The 15,231-nt window shown below is 70.3% G+C and carries 18 protein-coding genes; 11 read left to right on the top strand and 7 right to left on the bottom strand.

Features of this window, described 5'->3' with window-relative positions:
- Positions 1–2: 2 nt before the first annotated feature.
- Positions 3–368, bottom strand: coding sequence for a preprotein translocase subunit SecG (gene secG / locus J2Y58_RS00355; protein WP_310096979.1), 366 nt, complete (start codon positions 366–368; stop codon positions 3–5).
- A gap of 273 nt (positions 369–641) precedes the next feature.
- Between secG and J2Y58_RS00350 the strand changes: the two genes are divergently transcribed.
- From J2Y58_RS00350 to eda, 8 genes are all read left to right on the top strand, one after another.
- Positions 642–986 carry a MarR family transcriptional regulator gene (locus J2Y58_RS00350; protein ID WP_310096977.1) on the top strand — a complete coding sequence of 115 codons (345 nt, stop codon included), beginning with the start codon at positions 642–644 and terminating at the stop codon, positions 984–986.
- A 28-nt stretch (positions 987–1,014) separates the two neighbouring features.
- The gene (locus tag J2Y58_RS00345; protein ID WP_310096974.1) at positions 1,015–1,293 is read left to right on the top strand and encodes an SH3 domain-containing protein; all 279 of its coding nucleotides are present in this window, start codon (positions 1,015–1,017) and stop codon (positions 1,291–1,293) included.
- Positions 1,290–2,219 carry an N-acetyl-gamma-glutamyl-phosphate reductase gene (gene argC, locus J2Y58_RS00340; RefSeq protein ID WP_310096971.1) on the top strand — a complete coding sequence of 310 codons (930 nt, stop codon included), beginning with the start codon at positions 1,290–1,292 and terminating at the stop codon, positions 2,217–2,219. The genes J2Y58_RS00345 and argC overlap by 4 nt, the downstream gene beginning before the upstream one ends.
- A gap of 14 nt (positions 2,220–2,233) precedes the next feature.
- Positions 2,234–3,697 carry a glucose-6-phosphate dehydrogenase gene (gene zwf, locus J2Y58_RS00335; protein ID WP_310096968.1) on the top strand — a complete coding sequence of 488 codons (1,464 nt, stop codon included), beginning with the start codon at positions 2,234–2,236 and terminating at the stop codon, positions 3,695–3,697.
- Positions 3,698–3,819: 122 nt separating this feature from the next.
- On the top strand, positions 3,820–4,524 hold the full coding sequence (pgl, locus tag J2Y58_RS00330) for a 6-phosphogluconolactonase (RefSeq protein ID WP_310096966.1): 705 nt from the start codon (positions 3,820–3,822) through the stop codon (positions 4,522–4,524).
- 162 nt (positions 4,525–4,686) lie between these two features.
- Positions 4,687–6,516, top strand: coding sequence for a phosphogluconate dehydratase (gene edd, locus J2Y58_RS00325; protein WP_310096963.1), 1,830 nt, complete (start codon positions 4,687–4,689; stop codon positions 6,514–6,516).
- Between the two features lie 197 nt (positions 6,517–6,713).
- Complete coding sequence (gene glk / locus J2Y58_RS00320; protein WP_310096960.1) at positions 6,714–7,682, top strand: glucokinase; 969 nt, start codon at positions 6,714–6,716, stop codon at positions 7,680–7,682.
- Positions 7,679–8,284 (top strand): bifunctional 4-hydroxy-2-oxoglutarate aldolase/2-dehydro-3-deoxy-phosphogluconate aldolase, encoded by a 606-nt coding sequence (gene eda / locus J2Y58_RS00315; protein ID WP_310096958.1) that lies wholly within the window; start codon positions 7,679–7,681, stop codon positions 8,282–8,284. The genes glk and eda overlap by 4 nt, the downstream gene beginning before the upstream one ends.
- A gap of 183 nt (positions 8,285–8,467) precedes the next feature.
- On the opposite strand, the gene J2Y58_RS00310 is transcribed toward eda, so the two are convergent.
- From J2Y58_RS00310 to J2Y58_RS00295, 4 genes are all read right to left on the bottom strand, one after another.
- On the bottom strand, positions 8,468–8,608 hold the full coding sequence (locus J2Y58_RS00310) for an entericidin A/B family lipoprotein (protein WP_310096956.1): 141 nt from the start codon (positions 8,606–8,608) through the stop codon (positions 8,468–8,470).
- Between the two features lie 62 nt (positions 8,609–8,670).
- Positions 8,671–9,552, bottom strand: a complete 882-nt coding sequence (locus tag J2Y58_RS00305) for a hypothetical protein (protein ID WP_310096953.1) — start codon at positions 9,550–9,552, stop codon at positions 8,671–8,673.
- Between the two features lie 79 nt (positions 9,553–9,631).
- A complete protein-coding gene (locus tag J2Y58_RS00300; protein ID WP_310096950.1) occupies positions 9,632–10,003 on the bottom strand; it encodes a CsbD family protein in 372 nt (123 codons plus the stop codon).
- 37 nt (positions 10,004–10,040) lie between these two features.
- On the bottom strand, positions 10,041–10,202 hold the full coding sequence (locus J2Y58_RS00295; protein WP_310096947.1) for a hypothetical protein: 162 nt from the start codon (positions 10,200–10,202) through the stop codon (positions 10,041–10,043).
- 91 nt (positions 10,203–10,293) lie between these two features.
- Between J2Y58_RS00295 and J2Y58_RS00290 the strand changes: the two genes are divergently transcribed.
- Entirely contained in the window at positions 10,294–11,640 is a 1,347-nt protein-coding gene (locus J2Y58_RS00290; protein ID WP_310096945.1) for an amidohydrolase, read from the top strand.
- Positions 11,641–12,015: 375 nt separating this feature from the next.
- Here J2Y58_RS00290 and J2Y58_RS00285 read toward each other — a convergent pair whose 3' ends face one another.
- Positions 12,016–12,444 (bottom strand): NIPSNAP family protein, encoded by a 429-nt coding sequence (locus J2Y58_RS00285; protein ID WP_310096942.1) that lies wholly within the window; start codon positions 12,442–12,444, stop codon positions 12,016–12,018.
- A 278-nt stretch (positions 12,445–12,722) separates the two neighbouring features.
- On the opposite strand from J2Y58_RS00285, the gene J2Y58_RS00280 reads away from it, so the two are divergent.
- Complete coding sequence (locus J2Y58_RS00280) at positions 12,723–13,676, top strand: 2-hydroxyacid dehydrogenase (RefSeq protein WP_310096939.1); 954 nt, start codon at positions 12,723–12,725, stop codon at positions 13,674–13,676.
- Positions 13,677–13,773: 97 nt separating this feature from the next.
- Here the strand turns inward: J2Y58_RS00280 and J2Y58_RS00275 are convergent, their stop codons facing one another.
- Entirely contained in the window at positions 13,774–14,424 is a 651-nt protein-coding gene (locus J2Y58_RS00275; protein WP_310096936.1) for a hypothetical protein, read from the bottom strand.
- A gap of 124 nt (positions 14,425–14,548) precedes the next feature.
- Here J2Y58_RS00275 and J2Y58_RS00270 point away from each other — a divergent pair, with 124 nt between their 5' ends.
- Complete coding sequence (locus J2Y58_RS00270) at positions 14,549–15,211, top strand: response regulator transcription factor (RefSeq protein ID WP_310096932.1); 663 nt, start codon at positions 14,549–14,551, stop codon at positions 15,209–15,211.
- Positions 15,212–15,231: the final 20 nt, after the last annotated feature.

Genomic DNA, 15,231 nt, shown 5'->3' with positions numbered 1-15,231 from the left:
GATCAGCGCGCGAGCGGCACGCCGTTGTCGGCCGCGGCCGGCGTGGGCGCCTGCCCGGGCGCGGCGACCGGCGGCTGCTGCGCGGGCACCTGCGCCTGCGGCGCGGGCGTGCGGCGCTCGAGCGAGGTATCGACCGACACCGCCCCGCGGCTCGCCGCCAGGAAGGCCAGCAGGATGCTCATCGCGATGAACAGCCCGGCGAGTACCGACGTGGCGCGCGTCAGGAAATCGGCGGCACCGCGTGCCGACATCAACCCCGACGGGCTGCCCGAGGAGGTCAGGCCGCCGCCTTCCGACCGCTGCATCAGGATCACGGTAACCAGCGCCGCCGCGATAATGGCCTGGAGGACGATCAGGAAGGTGAACATGGGCGGGGCGCGATTCCGATTGAACGAAGAACAGCCGCCGGCACGAGGGCCGCGGACCGACGCGCACATAGGGGAGCGGCGCGCCGGGATCAACCGCGCTCCCCGCCCCCGCGGCGCACGACCCGTGCCAATTTCGTGCCATAGCTGAAACCAGCCGCGAAAGCGGGCGTTAGTCCGCAACAAACCGGGATCATCCGGCCGGAGCGATCCGGGCTTCCTTTCGAGCGGGACGAGGACGTGGCAACATTGGCTCAACCCGAACTGAGTTCGTGGATGAACGCGCTGGTCGATTACGTGCGCTCGGGCGAACCCGATCTCACCAATCGCCAGATGGCGCTTCTGCTGGTCGTCTATCTGCGGCCCGGACCGCATACGGTCCGCGGACTGGCGCGGATATTGAACGTGTCGAAACCGGTGGTGACGCGCGCCTTGAATCGATTGGGCGCGCTGGGCTATCTGCGCCGCCAGCGCGATGACAGCGACAAACGCAACATCTTCGTCGCCCGCACGACCGAGGGGGCAGATTTTCTTGAAGAGTTCGGCCAGTTCATCGGCGAAGGGGAAGCCGCCCCCGCCGCCGCCCGTCCCGTCGGCACCGCCGGTGAGGCCAGGGCGTAGCGGATTCGCGCTTACCGGGCGGTCGCGGGTGCTCGACCCGCGCACCAACGCAGTGCGCGCCGACATCGCCGACGTCCGGCTCGCGGACCGCGTGTTCGCCCCTCATTACGCGGCGCCTCTCCGCCGCTGTGTCGCGCGCGAGGCCGTGCTCCAGGAGGGGCGCGATCCCGCAAGCGCGCCGCTCACGACACTCCCTGCCGGTGCGGCCTTCGACCTGCTCGACATGACCGGCGGCCGCGCCTGGGGAATCGCGGTCGACACCGGGCTGGTCGGCTATCTCGACCTCGACGCGGTGCAGCCGCAGTGACGGTGCGCGTCTTCATCGACGGCGCGGTCGGCACGACCGGGCTCGAGATCCGCGAGCGGCTCGAGTCGCGACGCGACATCGCGCTGGTCACGCTCGACGAAGCGCGGCGCAAGGACGAGGCGGCACGACGCGCGGCGATCAACGACGCCGATTATGTCGTCCTGTGCCTGCCCGACGATGCCGCGCGCGAGGCGGTGGCGATGATCACCAACGACCGTACCCGCATCATCGACGCCTCGACCGCACACCGCGTCGCCGACCGCTGGGTCTATGGCTTCGCCGAGCTCGATCCCGACCAGGCCGACCGGATCGCCGGCGCGCGTTTCGTCAGCAATCCCGGCTGCTACCCGACGGGCTTCCTCGCGCTCGTTCGCCCGCTGGTGCGCGCCGGGCTGCTCGGCGCCGATGCACTGCTCAGCGTCAACGCGACCTCCGGCTATTCGGGTGGCGGCAAGGCGATGATCGCCGAGTTCGAGGGCGGCGAGACCAACACCGCCTATCGCGCCTATGCGCTCGGCCTCGCCCACAAACATGCGCCGGAAATGCGGCGCCACGCCGGGCTGTCGACCGCGCCGATCTTCCAGCCCGCGGTCGCGCGCGCCTACCGCGGGATGGTCGTGCAGGTGCCGTTGCACCTGGCGCAGCTGACGCGCCGCGCGTCGCTGACCGATGTCGCGGAGGTGCTGGCCACCGCCTATGACGGCAACCGCGTGGTCCGCTTCGCGCACGAGGCGGTAACGACCGTGCGGATCGAGGACGATGCGAACACCGATCGCATGACGGTGCGTGTGACCGGCAACGAGGCGACCGGGCAGGCGCTGCTGATCGCGACGCTCGACAATCTCGGCAAGGGCGCCGCCGGTGCGGCGGTGCAGAACCTGAACATCATGGCCGGGCTCGATCCCGTCGCCGGCCTGACCCTGTAGGAAGGAGATTCGCAGTGGAGCGCAATCCGGTCGGAAAGCTGCTGCTGTTCGGTGCGACGGGCGATCTCGCCAAGCGGATGCTGTTGCCTTCGCTCTACGGCCTGCACGCCGACGGGCTGCTGCCCGAAGGGCTGACGATCACCGGCTCGGCGCGCGGCGACCTGTCCGACGACGGCTTCCGCGACGCCACGCGCAAGGCGCTGGACGAGTTCCTGCCCGCCGATCGCAAGGACGAAGCCGCGTTGTCGTCCTTCCTCGACCGCCTGTTCTTCCAGCCGGTCGACCTGTCCGACCCGTCCACCTACCAGGCACTGGCCGACAAGATCGGCGACGTCTCGGGCGGGCTCGCCATCTATCTCTCGACCGCGCCGTCGCTGTTCGAACCGGCGGTGAAGGGGTTGCAGAGCGTCGGCCTGGCCGGCGACACGGTGCGGATCGGTCTGGAGAAGCCGCTCGGCTACGACCTCGAATCCAGCCGCGAGATCAACGACACCGTCGCCTCGGTCTTCCCCGAGGACCGCATCTTCCGCATCGATCACTATCTCGGCAAGGAGACGGTGCAGAACATTCTGACCTTGCGGTTCGGCAACTCGATGTTCGAGCCGATCTGGAACGCGCAGGGCATCGACAACGTCCAGATCACGATCGCCGAGACGGTTGGGCTGGAGGATCGCGCCGGCTATTACGAAGGCGCCGGCGCACTGCGCGACATGGTCGCCAACCACATGCTGCAGCTCGTCGCGCTGATCGCGATGGAACCGCCGGCCTTGTACGACGGCACCGCGATCCGCGACGAAAAGGCCAAGGTCTTCCGCAGCCTGCGCAAGATCGCGCCGGAGGATGTCCAGCAGAACACCGTCACCGGCCAGTATGAGGAAGGTGCGGTCGGCGGCAAGGTCGTGCGCGGATACGACGAGGAGCTCGGCTACGACAGCGATGTCGAGACCTTCGTCGCGATCAAGGCGCATATCGACAACTGGCGCTGGCAGGGCGTGCCCTTCTACCTGCGCACCGGCAAGCGCATGGCGAAGCGCCGCAGCGAGATCGCGATCCAGTTCAAGCCCGTTCCGCACTCGATGTTCTCGGGCCGCGGCGGCCGGCTGCAACCGAACACGCTCGTCATCCGCCTCCAGCCCGAGGAATATATCCAGCTGCTGGTGATGACCAAGGAGCCGGGGCTGGACCGCGACGGGCTGAAGCTGCGCGAAGTGCCGCTGAACCTCAGCCTCGACGCCGAATTCGCGGGCAAGCGCCGCCGCATCGCCTACGAACGCCTCCTGCTCGACCTGATCGAGGGCGACCAGACCTTGTTCGTGCGCCGCGACGAGGTGGAGGCGCAGTGGAAGTGGATCGACGCGATCCGCGCCGGCTGGTCCGCCAACCAGACCAAGCCCAAGCATTATGCCGCCGGCACCTGGGGCCCGGCCGGTGCGATCGCGCTGACCGAGCGCGACAACGTGACCTGGCAGGACGATTGATACCTTCGTCATTCCCGCGCAGGCGGGAATCCAGACGCGCAGGTGGTGCGATCGACCGGGAGGTCAGCGTTGCTGAATCCCCGCCCTCGCGGGGATAACGTGATTTCATAAGGCAGTACGACATGACCGAAATCGAATGGTGGGAATATGACGACGCCGCCGAGTTGGCCGATGCGGTCGCGGGCGATATCCAGTTCGTCATCGAAAGCGCGATCGACGCGCGCGGCTCGGCGGTGATCGCGCTGGCGGGCGGCAAGACTCCCCTGCCCGCCTATGAAAAGCTGGCGAAGGCGAAGCTCGACTGGAAGCGGGTGACGATCATTCCCGGCGACGAACGCATCGTGCCGCTGGGCGACCCGCTGTCGAATGTCACCTCGCTCGGCAAGATCTTCATTCCGAAGGGCGCGCGCGTGATGCCGATCGTGCCCAAGGCGACCGACGACTACAAGGCCGCCGGCCGCTCGGCCGATGCGCTGATGCAGGACCTGCACTGGCCGCTCGATCTGTGCCTGCTCGGCGTCGGCGGCGACGGCCATACCGCGTCGATCTTCCCCGGCCCCGATTTCGACGAGGCGCTGAACGGCCCCAAGGAGCGCCGCGCGACCGGCGTGATGCCCGATCCGCTGCCGCCCGAGGCGCCCGTCGCGCGCGTCACGCTGACGCGCCAGGGGATCGTGACCGCGCGCGCGCTGATGATCGCGGTGACCGGCGATGCGAAGCGCAAGGTGATCGAGGACGCGATCAAGGAAGGCGCGGGCTCGCCCTACCCGATCGGGCGCGTGCTCGCCGACGCCGAACTGCCCGTCGACATCCACTGGGCGGCGTAAGTACCGAATACGTATGCCGCAACGTCACCCCGGACTTGTTCCGGGGCCGATGCTGTCGCTACAGACGCGGCCGGGGCGTTCGCGGCGCCATGATGTCCGGTCGCTGGCCGGGGTGACCGGTCCGCGGTGTGGCGTCCGATTTGCCATGTTCGAGGTCAGCCAATGAACCCCGCCGTCAGCGCCGTCACCGACCGGATCATCGAGCGCAGCCGCCCGACCCGTCAGGCCTATCTCTCGCTGATCGAGCGCGAGCGGCAGGGTTGGATCGGCCGCCCGAAGCTGGGGTGCGCCAATCTCGCGCATGCCTATGCCGGCACGCCCGAAGACCGCGACGCGATGAAGACGCAGGCGCAGGCGATGAACATCGGCCTGGTCACCGCCTATAACGACATGCTGTCGGCGCATGCGGTCTACTATCGCTATCCGGAGCAGATGAAGGTCTGGGCGCGCGAGGCCGGCGCCACCGCGCAGGTCGCGGGCGGGGTCCCCGCGATGTGCGACGGCGTGACGCAGGGTTATGCCGGCATGGAGCTGTCGCTGTTCAGCCGCGACACGATCGCGCTGTCGACCGCGATCGCGCTCAGCCACGGCACGTTCGAGGGCGCGGCGCTGCTCGGTATCTGCGACAAGATCGTGCCGGGGCTGCTGATGGGCGCGCTGCGCTTCGGTCACCTGCCGATGATCCTGATCCCCGGCGGGCCGATGCCCTCGGGCCTGCCCAACAAGGCGAAGGCGGCGGTGCGCGAGCGGTTCGCGACCGGCGAGTGCGGGCGCGAGGAGCTGCTGGAGGCGGAGATCGCCGCCTATCACACGCAGGGTACCTGCACCTTCTACGGCACCGCCAACACCAATCAGATGATGATGGAGGTCATGGGCCTTCACATGCCCGGCGCCGCCTTCGTCAATCCGGGCACGAAGCTGCGCCAGGAACTGACCCGCGCCGCCGTCCACCGCCTGGCAAGGATCGGCGCGCACGGCGACGACTACCGCCCGCTCGGCGCCTGCGTCGACGAGAAGGCGATCGTCAACGCTGCGGTCGGGCTGCTCGCGACCGGCGGATCGACCAACCACCTGCTCCACGTTCCTGCGATCGCGCGCGCGGCCGGGATCGTCATCGACTGGGAGGATTTCGACCGCCTCTCCGCCGCGGTGCCGCTTCTGGCGCGCGTCTATCCGAACGGCTCGGCGGACGTGAACGGGTTCGAGGCGGCGGGCGGCATGCCGTATATCATCAAGGAACTGCTGGCCGGCGGCTACCTCCACCGCGACATCATGACGGTCGCGGGTGACGATCTCACCGCCTATGCCGCGGCGCCGAGGCTGGACGGCGACGCGCTGACATGGAGCCCGGCGGGCGACAGCCGCGACGAGACGATCCTGCGCCCGGTCACCCAGCCCTTCTCCCCTGACGGCGGGATGCGCATCCTTCAGGGCAATATCGGCCGCGCCTGCATCAAGGTGTCGGCGGTCGAGCGCGAGCGCTGGATCGTCGAGGCGCCCGCGCGCGTCTTCGCCGACCAGCTCGAGGTGCTCGAGGCGTTCAAGAACGGCGAGCTGGAGCAGGATGTCGTCGTCGTCGTCCGCTTTCAGGGGCCGCGCGCCAACGGCATGCCGGAATTGCACAAACTTACCCCGCCGCTCGGCGTGCTCCAGAACCGCGGGTTCAAGGTCGCGCTGGTCACCGACGGCCGCATGTCGGGCGCCAGCGGCAAGGTGCCGTGCGCGATCCACTGCTCGCCGGAGGCCTTGCCCGGTCTGAACGGAGTGGGCGGCGCGATCGGGCTGATCCGCGACGGCGACCTGATCCGCGTCGATGCGGAGGCGGGGACGCTGGACGCGCTCGTGCCCGCCGACGAATGGGCGATGCGCGAACAAGCCGCTGCTCCCGCTCCCGCGACGGGCATGGGTCGCGAGTTGTTCGGCATGTTCCGCGGGCTGGCGGACGAGGCCGAGAAGGGCGCGAGTGCGGTGCTGGCCGGCGCGGGGCTGTAACGATACATAGCCCTCTCCCCTTCGGGGAGAGGGTTGGGAGAGGGGCGCCACGAGCGGTGCCGCCAGTGGCGGGGCCCCCCCCCCCCCCCCCCCCCCCCGGGGGGGGGGGGGGGGGGGCCGCCCCCCCGCCACGAGCGGTGCCGCCAGTGGCGGCCCCTCACCCCGGCCCTCTCCCCGAAAGGGAGAGGGAGGAATTTATGCAGGTCGTAGCGGTCGATATCGGGGGCACGCACGCGCGCTTCGCCATCGCGGAGGTCGAGGGCGGCCGTGTCGTGTCGCTCGGCGAACCGGTGACCCAGAAGACCGCCGAGCACGCCAGCCTCCAGACCGCATATGAGGCGTTCCGCGAGCGGATGGGCGGCACTCTTCCCAACGCCGCCGCGATCGCGGTCGCTTCACCGATCACCGGCGACGTGATCCGCATGACCAACAACCCGTGGGTGATCCGCCCGTCGCTGATCCCCGAGCGGCTGGGCGCGGACACCTGGACGATCATCAACGATTTCGGCGCGATCGGCCATGCGGTCGGGCAGCTGCCTGCGGCCGATTTCGAGCATCTGTGCGGCCCCGACGTGGCCCTGCCCACCGACGGCGTCACCACCGTCTGCGGCCCCGGCACCGGGCTGGGCGTCGCGCAGGTCTATAAACAGGACGGCCATTACCGCGTCCTGCCGACCGAAGGCGGGCACATGGATTATGCCCCGCTCGACGGCATCGAGGATGCATTGCTCAAGCGGCTGCGCAAGACCTACACCCGCGTCTCGGTGGAACGGATCGTCGCCGGCCCCGGCATCGTCGCGATCTACGAAACGCTCGCCGAGCTGGAAGGCCGCGCGTACATCCACAAGGACGACAAGGCGATCTGGACCGAGGCGCTGGAGGGCACCGATTCGATCGCGCTCGCGGCGCTCGACCGCTTCTGCCTCGCGCTCGGCGCGGTCGCCGGCGACCTGGCGCTGGCCCACGGTGCGAAGGGCGTCGTCATCGCGGGCGGTCTGGGGCTGCGCATCAAGGACAAGTTGCTGCGCTCGGGCTTCGACCAGCGCTTCGTCGCCAAGGGCCGGTTCCAGTCGCTGATGTCCAGCCTGCCGGTCAAGCTCATCACCCATCCGCAGCCGGGCCTGTTCGGCGCCGCGGCCGCCTTCGCGCAGGAGCACCGTTCGTGAGCACTATCGAAACCGTCATGCGCACCAGCCCGGTCATCCCGGTGCTGGTCATCCACGACGCCGCACAGGCGCGCCCGCTCGCCGAGGCGCTGGTCGCCGGCGGGCTGAAGGTGCTGGAGGTGACGCTGCGCACTCCCGCCGCGCTCGACGCGATCCGCGAGATGCGCCAGGTGCCCGGCGCGATCGTCGGCGCCGGCACCGTCGTCACCACCGATCAGGTCGCGCAGGTGAAGGACGCCGGGGTGGAGTTCATCGTCTCGCCCGGCCTGTCGGCAAAGACCGGCGACGCGATCATGGAAGCGGGCATCCCGTGGCTGCCGGGTGTTGCCACCGCGGGCGACATCATGCGCGGGCTCGACATGGGGCTTGAGCATTTCAAGTTCTTCCCGGCCGAGACCAGCGGCGGGGTGAAGGCGCTCAAGGCGCTCGCCGCGCCCTTCTACCAGTGCAAGTTCTGCCCGACCGGCGGCATCACCGAGGCGAGCGCGCCCGACTGGCTCGCGATCGCGCCGGTGCTGTGCGTCGGCGGCAGCTGGGTGACCGAGGGAACGCTGCCGGAGATCGAGGCGCGTGCCCGCGCCGCAGCGGCGCTGGCGCGCTGACGCGAGCCCAGCGTCGGCCCCTCACCCGGAGCACATCGCCGTTCGCCCTGAACGTGTCGAAGCGTGTGTCCAAGCTACCATAGCTCGAAAAAGCCCCGCCGCGACCGAGCGTCGCGGCGGGGTTCCGAGACACGCGAGGGAGGAAGGCGTCGTCATGCGACGTGACGCCTCCTCCTCACGATATCACTTCTTGTTCTTGCCCGACGCGTCCTCGACGGCGGTGCCGGCGGATTTCACGTCCTTGCCGACGCCGTTCACGGTGTTGCATGCCGACAGCGCCAGCATCGCCAACGCGGCGGAGGTGAGAGCGATCTTGCGGTTCATGGTCGTCTCCTTCTGAAAACACGAGGGTCGGCGGGCGGACAGGCCAGGCCCGCCGCGAGAAGTCACTGCAGCCGCCGACGCGTCGCGCTCGTCGCGCCGAACGCCGCCGCCCCGGCTCCGACGAGCAGCGCCAGGACCAGCACGAACGACGTGCTGGCAGCGGCACCGGCGGCGGCGTCGGTCGCCGACTTGGCGGTCGCGACCGCGTCGTTCTTGGTCTGCACGACGTCCGCCTTGGCCTTTGTCACCTGCGCCTGCGCCTGCTCGCGGGGGATCTTGCGCTGTGCGGCGACGATGTCGACGATGCGGCTCTCGGCGCGCTGCCCTGCCGCGCCGCCGCCGGCCAGCGCCGGCAGCTGCTTGGCGATTTCCTTTTGCGCCTGCTCCGGGGTCATCTGCGCCGGATCGCTGGGCGCGTCCGACAGATAGGCTGCGGCCTCCTGCCGCACGTCGCCGACATCGACGCCCGCGACCTGTGCCGCGCGCGGTGCCACCGTGCCGACCGTCGCTCCCGCCGCGCCCGCGACCGAGCCGATGGTGCGGAACGCGCCGCCGATGATGCCGCCGACCGCGGAGGTCAGCAGGTACAGCGTGAGGATCAGCGTGACGCCCCACACGACCAGACCGTGGACCAGCGCGTCGAACCGCTCCGTCACGCCCGACACGCGCGCCGCGGCATAGCCGCCCGCTCCCAGCGCGACGACGGTGGTGATCAGCCAATAGATGCCAGCCCCGATCCCGAAGCCCGCCGCGCCCGGCGTCGTGCCCTCGACCGGGTCGACCATCGACAGGCCGATTCCGGTACCGAGGATGCCGAGCACCAGCTGCACCGCCACGGCGATCACCACCCCGGCGAAGATCGCGCCCCACGACACGCGACGCCCGGCGCGGACGATCGCGTTATCCTCCAGCGGCCTGATGCCGGTCGAGATGTTCGTTGCCATACGCACTCCTGTTACTGACATGTCTTGCCCGGGCCGGCGGGCGTCGCCGTCGCCGCACGCCTGTTTGCGACGCCGCCGTTCAATCGCGCCGGGCGAACAGCAGCCAGCCGAGCGCCAGCCCGCCGATCGCGGCGGCCAGCACGCCTGCCGATGCACCCGGATGCTGGCGCACCGCGACATCCGCACGGCGCGCACCGTCGCGGGTCGCGGCAGCCGCGCGGTCCGCCGCCGTGCCGATCGCCTCGCGCGCCTCGCCGATCAGCGCCGGAGTCGCGTCCACGACGTCTGCCGCGATCGACTGCGCGCGCCCGAACAGATGCTCCGCGCTGCCCGCCACCTGATCGACGACGCCGCCGACCTGCCAGTCGCGGCGATCGGCGACATCGCCGGCGACCTTTTCGACCTTGCCGCCGACGTGACGAACGCCGCCGTGCAGCTCGTGATTGTTCATGATCGTTCCTCCGGGAAAAGTGCAGCCGGAGCCGGGATCAGACCGCCGGGCACGACGTCACGCCGGCCGCGCAGCCGATGGCGGGCAGGCAGTGAATATCGGCACAGGCGAAGCGTGCGATCAACCGGGCTCTCCGCGCGACCAGCCGCCCCGTGCAGCGGCCAAGCGGATAAACCTGCTCCAGATTAGTAAGTTCCATTAGTCGCCCGAGTATTCCTGCCGCGGGCGCGATCCCCATTGCGCCGCTACGCCGTCGCGCTACGCTGCGGGAAAAACCTGGGGGTCTTGCCATGCGTCATTTGCTTCTCGCCGCCGCCGCGTTCGGCGCGCTCGCGCAACCTGCCTCGGCCGAGCCCGACTATGCCGCCGCCATCCGCGCCGACTATGACCGGTCGCTCGCGGCGATGTGGGACGACTTCCACCGCCACCCCGAATTGTCGTTCAAGGAGGAGCGCACCGCCGCGAAGATGGCGGCGGCACTACGCGCGATCTCCGGCGTCCAGGTGACCGAGAAGGTCGGCGGCACCGGCGTCGTCGGCGTGCTCAGGAACGGCGCCGGCCCGGTCGTGCTGGTCCGCGCCGACATGGACGGCCTGCCCGTCGAGGAAAAGTCCGGCCTCGCCAACGCCAGCACCGCGCGACAGGTCGGCGTGGACGGCGTCGAGGCGCCGGTGATGCACGCCTGCGGCCACGACACGCACATCGTCGGGCTGGTCGCCACCGCGCGCCGGCTGGCGGCGATGAAGGACCGCTGGGCCGGCACGATCGTCTTCGTCGTCCAACCCGCCGAGGAACGCGTCGGCGGCGCCGCCGCGATGGTCAAGGACGGCCTCTACACGCGCTTTCCGAAGCCCGACTACGCACTCGCCTACCATTCCAATTCCGAGGGGCTGGCAGGCACCGTCTCGGCATCGGAGGACATCCAGTACAGCTCCTCCGACAGCGTCGACATCATCGTCCCCGGCATCGGCGCGCACGGCGCCAGTCCGCAGGCCGGCAAGGACCCGGTCTACATGGCCAGCCAGCTCGTCGTCGCGCTGCAAGGGCTGGTAAGCCGCGAGCGTCAGCCGCTGCGCCCCGCCGTCATCACCGTCGGCAGCTTCCATGCCGGGCTGAAGCACAACATCATCTCCGACCAGGCCAGGCTGCAGGTGACGGTGCGCGCCAACGACGAGGCGACTCGCGCGCAGCTGCTCGCCGGGATCAAGCGCGTCGCGCGCGGCATCGGCGAGCTGAACGGTATGCCCGCCGACAAGATGCCGGTGGTGACGGTGATCGAGGGTACGCCGACGACGATCAACGACGCCGCGCTCGCCCGCCGCCTCAACGCGGTGATGGCGACGACGCTCGGCGCCGACAAGGTGATTCCGTTCCAGCAGAAGGGCATGGGCGCGGAAGACTTCGCCGCCTTCATCGAGCCGAAGTACGGCATCAAGGGCTATTATTTCGCGGTCGGCGGCACGCCACAGGCGGCCTTCGATGCCGCTGCCCGGGGCGGCCCTGCCATCCCGTCGCACCATTCCCCGCTGTTCAAGGTCGATCCGCAAGCGGTCGTCACGACCGGCGCCACCGCGATGACCGCCGCGGTGCTCGACCTGCTGAAGCCGGGCGCCGCGCCGCAGGGCAGCGCGCTTTAGGTTGCCCGTCCCTCACCCCCTCGCAGAGCGGAGAGCGTTGCGCAGACGTAGAGCCGGCTGACATATACAGCCGTTCTCGTCATCCCCGCGCAGGCGGGATCCAGAACCCCTGCCGTTGCGGCTCTACAATGAACCGGAGCGTGTCTGGATCCCCGCGTTCGCGGGAATGACGTCGGACGTCATTTGGGGTCGCTCGCCCGCTAACCAAGCTGCGCTGGCCAGCGATCTGGCAAGCTCCGCTAGCCCCCTACCGTTCCACGGACACTGACAGGAAGATGCCGGCGCGACCGCGTGATCGTCATTGCGAGCACCGCGAAGCAATCCAGTGGTCCTGGTCCGGCTCTGGATTCGCCACGCTCGCAATGACGAACGGCGTCACTTCGCCAGGATCGGCGGCGAATAATCCGCCGCGGTCATGAACACGCTGTCGACCTTCGTCACCAGCTTGCCCGCCGCCTCGGATGTCGCGACCACCTTCTGCCACTCGGGATCCTTCCCGAACGCAGCCCAGTCCGCATCGCGCGCCGCGCGGCTCGGATAGGCGAGCACATAGACCAGCCGGCCCTCCGGCGCCGCCTCGGTCGCGATCTCGTTCCAATAGGCCACGTTGGTCATGCCGTGCTTGGCGAACAGCGCCGTCGTATGCTCGCGAAACCGCGCGTTCAGCGCCGCCGCCTTCCCCGGCGCGGGATAATAGGTGCGCAGTTCATAGATCGCCGTCCTGGGATCGAGCTTCGCCGGTTCGGCCTGCGCCGCCCCTCCCGCCAGCACCATCGCCAGCGCCGCACCGATCGTTCCACGCATATCCGTCTCCCTGCTGTTTCTGCTCGATCGGTATCGCCGCCAAGCCACTGACGCGGCAAGCGCTTCCTCTTCGCCGACGGCTACGAACACCTTAACCTGCGTCGCGCCCGATCGTCGGACGGGAAGATGTCCGTTGCGACGCCCGGTCGCCTTCGGCGGTCGCCGCCATGACAGCGGGCCCTCCCCAGCTCCCGAAGACCGGCGCGTTCACCCATGCGGCACCCGCGGCGCACGCCCGATCGGCTGGCGCGGCGCGCCGAAGCGGCTAGGATGGCGCGATGACCGACATCTCGATCCTGATGCCCGCCCCCATGCCGGAGCCGGTCATCGCCGCGCTCGACGCGCGCTTCACGCTCCACCGCCTCTGGGAACAGCCGGACGCCGACGCCTTCCTGGCCGCGCACGGCACCGCGATCCGCGGGCTTGCCGCCAACACGCTCGCCGGCCCGGTCGGTGCCGCGCTGTTCGACCGGCTCCCCGCGCTGGAGATCGTCGCCAATTTCGGCGTCGGCTACGACAATATCGACGCCGGTGCAGCGGCCGCGCGCGGCATCGTCGTCACCAACACTCCCGGCGTGCTCGATGCCGAGGTCGCCGACCTAGCGATCGGGCTGCTGCTCGCGACGATCCGCCGCCTGCCGCAGGCCGACCGCTACGTGCGCGACGGCAGATGGGAGGATGCGCCCTTCCCGCTCTCGCCCACGCTGCGCGGGCGGACGGTCGGCATCCTCGGGCTCGGTGCGATCGGGCAGCAGATCGCCAGGCGGCTGGAGGGCTTCGACGTCGCGGTCGCCTACCACCAGCGCACGCGCCGCGACGATGTCGCCTACCCCTATCACGACACGCCCGTCGCGCTGGCGCAGGCCTGCGACGTGCTGATCGCGATCGTCCCCGGCGGCGCGGCGACGCGCCACCTCGTCGATGCCGAGGTGCTCGCCGCGCTCGGGCCGGACGGCATCCTCGTCAACGTCGCGCGCGGCAGCGTGGTCGACCAGCCCGCGCTGATCGCCGCGCTGCGCGATCGCACGATCCTTGCCGCCGGGCTCGACGTCTATGCCGACGAGCCGCACGTGCCGCCCGAGCTGCGCGCGATGGAGAACGTCGTGCTGCTCCCGCACCTCGGCTCGGCGTCAGAGCACACGCGCGCGGCGATGGGGCAGTTGGTCGTGGACAATCTGCTGAGCTGGTTCGGCCGCGGCACGGCGCTCACCCCGGTGCCCGAAACCGCCTGACCTGGCGCCTGATCCATCGACGTGGAAGCGTCACCGGCTTTGCTGGGTCAGACTCCGAAGCAAGGGGCAGCGACGCGCGCCGCCCCCCTGCTTCACCTCAGGTCCGCGGGGCGGCCGGGGGCGGCGGCACCGGCGCTCCACCGCGGACGGGCGGCTGCGCACCGGCGGCCGGCGGCGGAGGCGCACCCGCACCGGGCGGGGGCGGCGGCGGTGCGCCGGCACCCGGCGGCGGCGGCGGAACACCCGCGCCGGGCGGCGGAGGCGGCGGCGGTGCGGCGGCACCCGGCGGCGGCGGCGGCGGCGCACCGGCACCCGGCGGCGGCGGGGGAGCCCCCGCGCCCGGCGGTGGCGGCGGCGGCGGCGGTGCGCCGACCTCGCGCACCCCGGCCTGATCCGCCAGGAAGCGCGCGCGCAGCTGCCCGTCGTCGAAGCGGCCCTGGACCAGCACCGGCGCACCCCTGGTCAGCGTGCCGGCGCCGCGCCCGGCATCCACCAGCGTCCGCCCGGTCGCATCCTCCACCAGGAAGCGCTGGCCATAGACCGCTGCCACGCGCCCGCGCACCGTCACGATGCCGTCGCTCGCCGGCAGCTTGGCGATCGCGGTCGGCACCGTCGGCGCCATCTCGACGCTCGGCCGCGTCAGCTGCACCGCACCGGCGCCGCCCGCGGCGCCCACCGCCAGCAAGGCCGCCCCGGCCAGCGCCACGCGCTGCGGTCGGGTCAGGTGCGGGATCATCGTCGCCTTCATCGCTCACTCCTCTTGGTTGATGACCGCGGTGTAGAATCGTCCCGTGCCACCCGCGCTGAACCGGATCGTTCAGTTTCGGTTTAACCGCGCGGCATAGGGCGAAGCGGACGACGAAAGGGGACAAATGCGCATCCTGCTGGTCGAGGACGACCGCGATCTCGGCCCCGCGATCGCGCGCGCGCTGCGCGAGGAAAATTTCGCGGTCGATCTCGTCGACAACGGCATCGACGCCGCGCATCTCGGCGAGACCGAGCGCTTCGACGCCGCGGTCCTCGATCTGGGCCTTCCCGGGCTCGACGGCGTGGGCGTGCTCAAGGCGTGGCGTGCCGCCGGTCGCGACCTGCCGGTGCTCATCCTCACCGCGCGCGACGGCTGGTCCGACAAGGTCGCCGGGTTCAAGGCCGGCGCCGACGACTTCCTCGTCAAGCCGTTCCGCATCGAGGAACTGGTAATGCGGCTGCGCGCGCTGATGCGCCGTGCCGCCGGCCACGCGCAGGCGCTGCTCGCGTGCGGCCCGCTGTCGTTCGACGCGCAGACCGGCGTGTTCGAGCTCGACGGCCTGCCCGTCAAGCTTACCGCGTTCGAATGGCGCGTGCTCTCGCAGCTGATGCTCCATCGCAACGCGGTGATCGAGCGGCTCGACCTGCTCGAACGCGTCTACGAGGGCGATGCCGACGTCGATTCGAACAGCCTGGAGGTCATCGTCGGCCGGCTGCGCAAGAAGGTCGGCGCCGCGCTGATCGAAACCGTCCGTGGCCGCGGCTATCGCCTAGTCTGCCCGGCCTGATGCCGCGCTTGCTGCCCCGT

This window comes from Sphingomonas sp. BE138 (assembly GCF_031456125.1).
GTDB lineage: Bacteria > Pseudomonadota > Alphaproteobacteria > Sphingomonadales > Sphingomonadaceae > Sphingomonas.
This window is presented reverse-complemented; position numbering and strand designations above follow the sequence as displayed.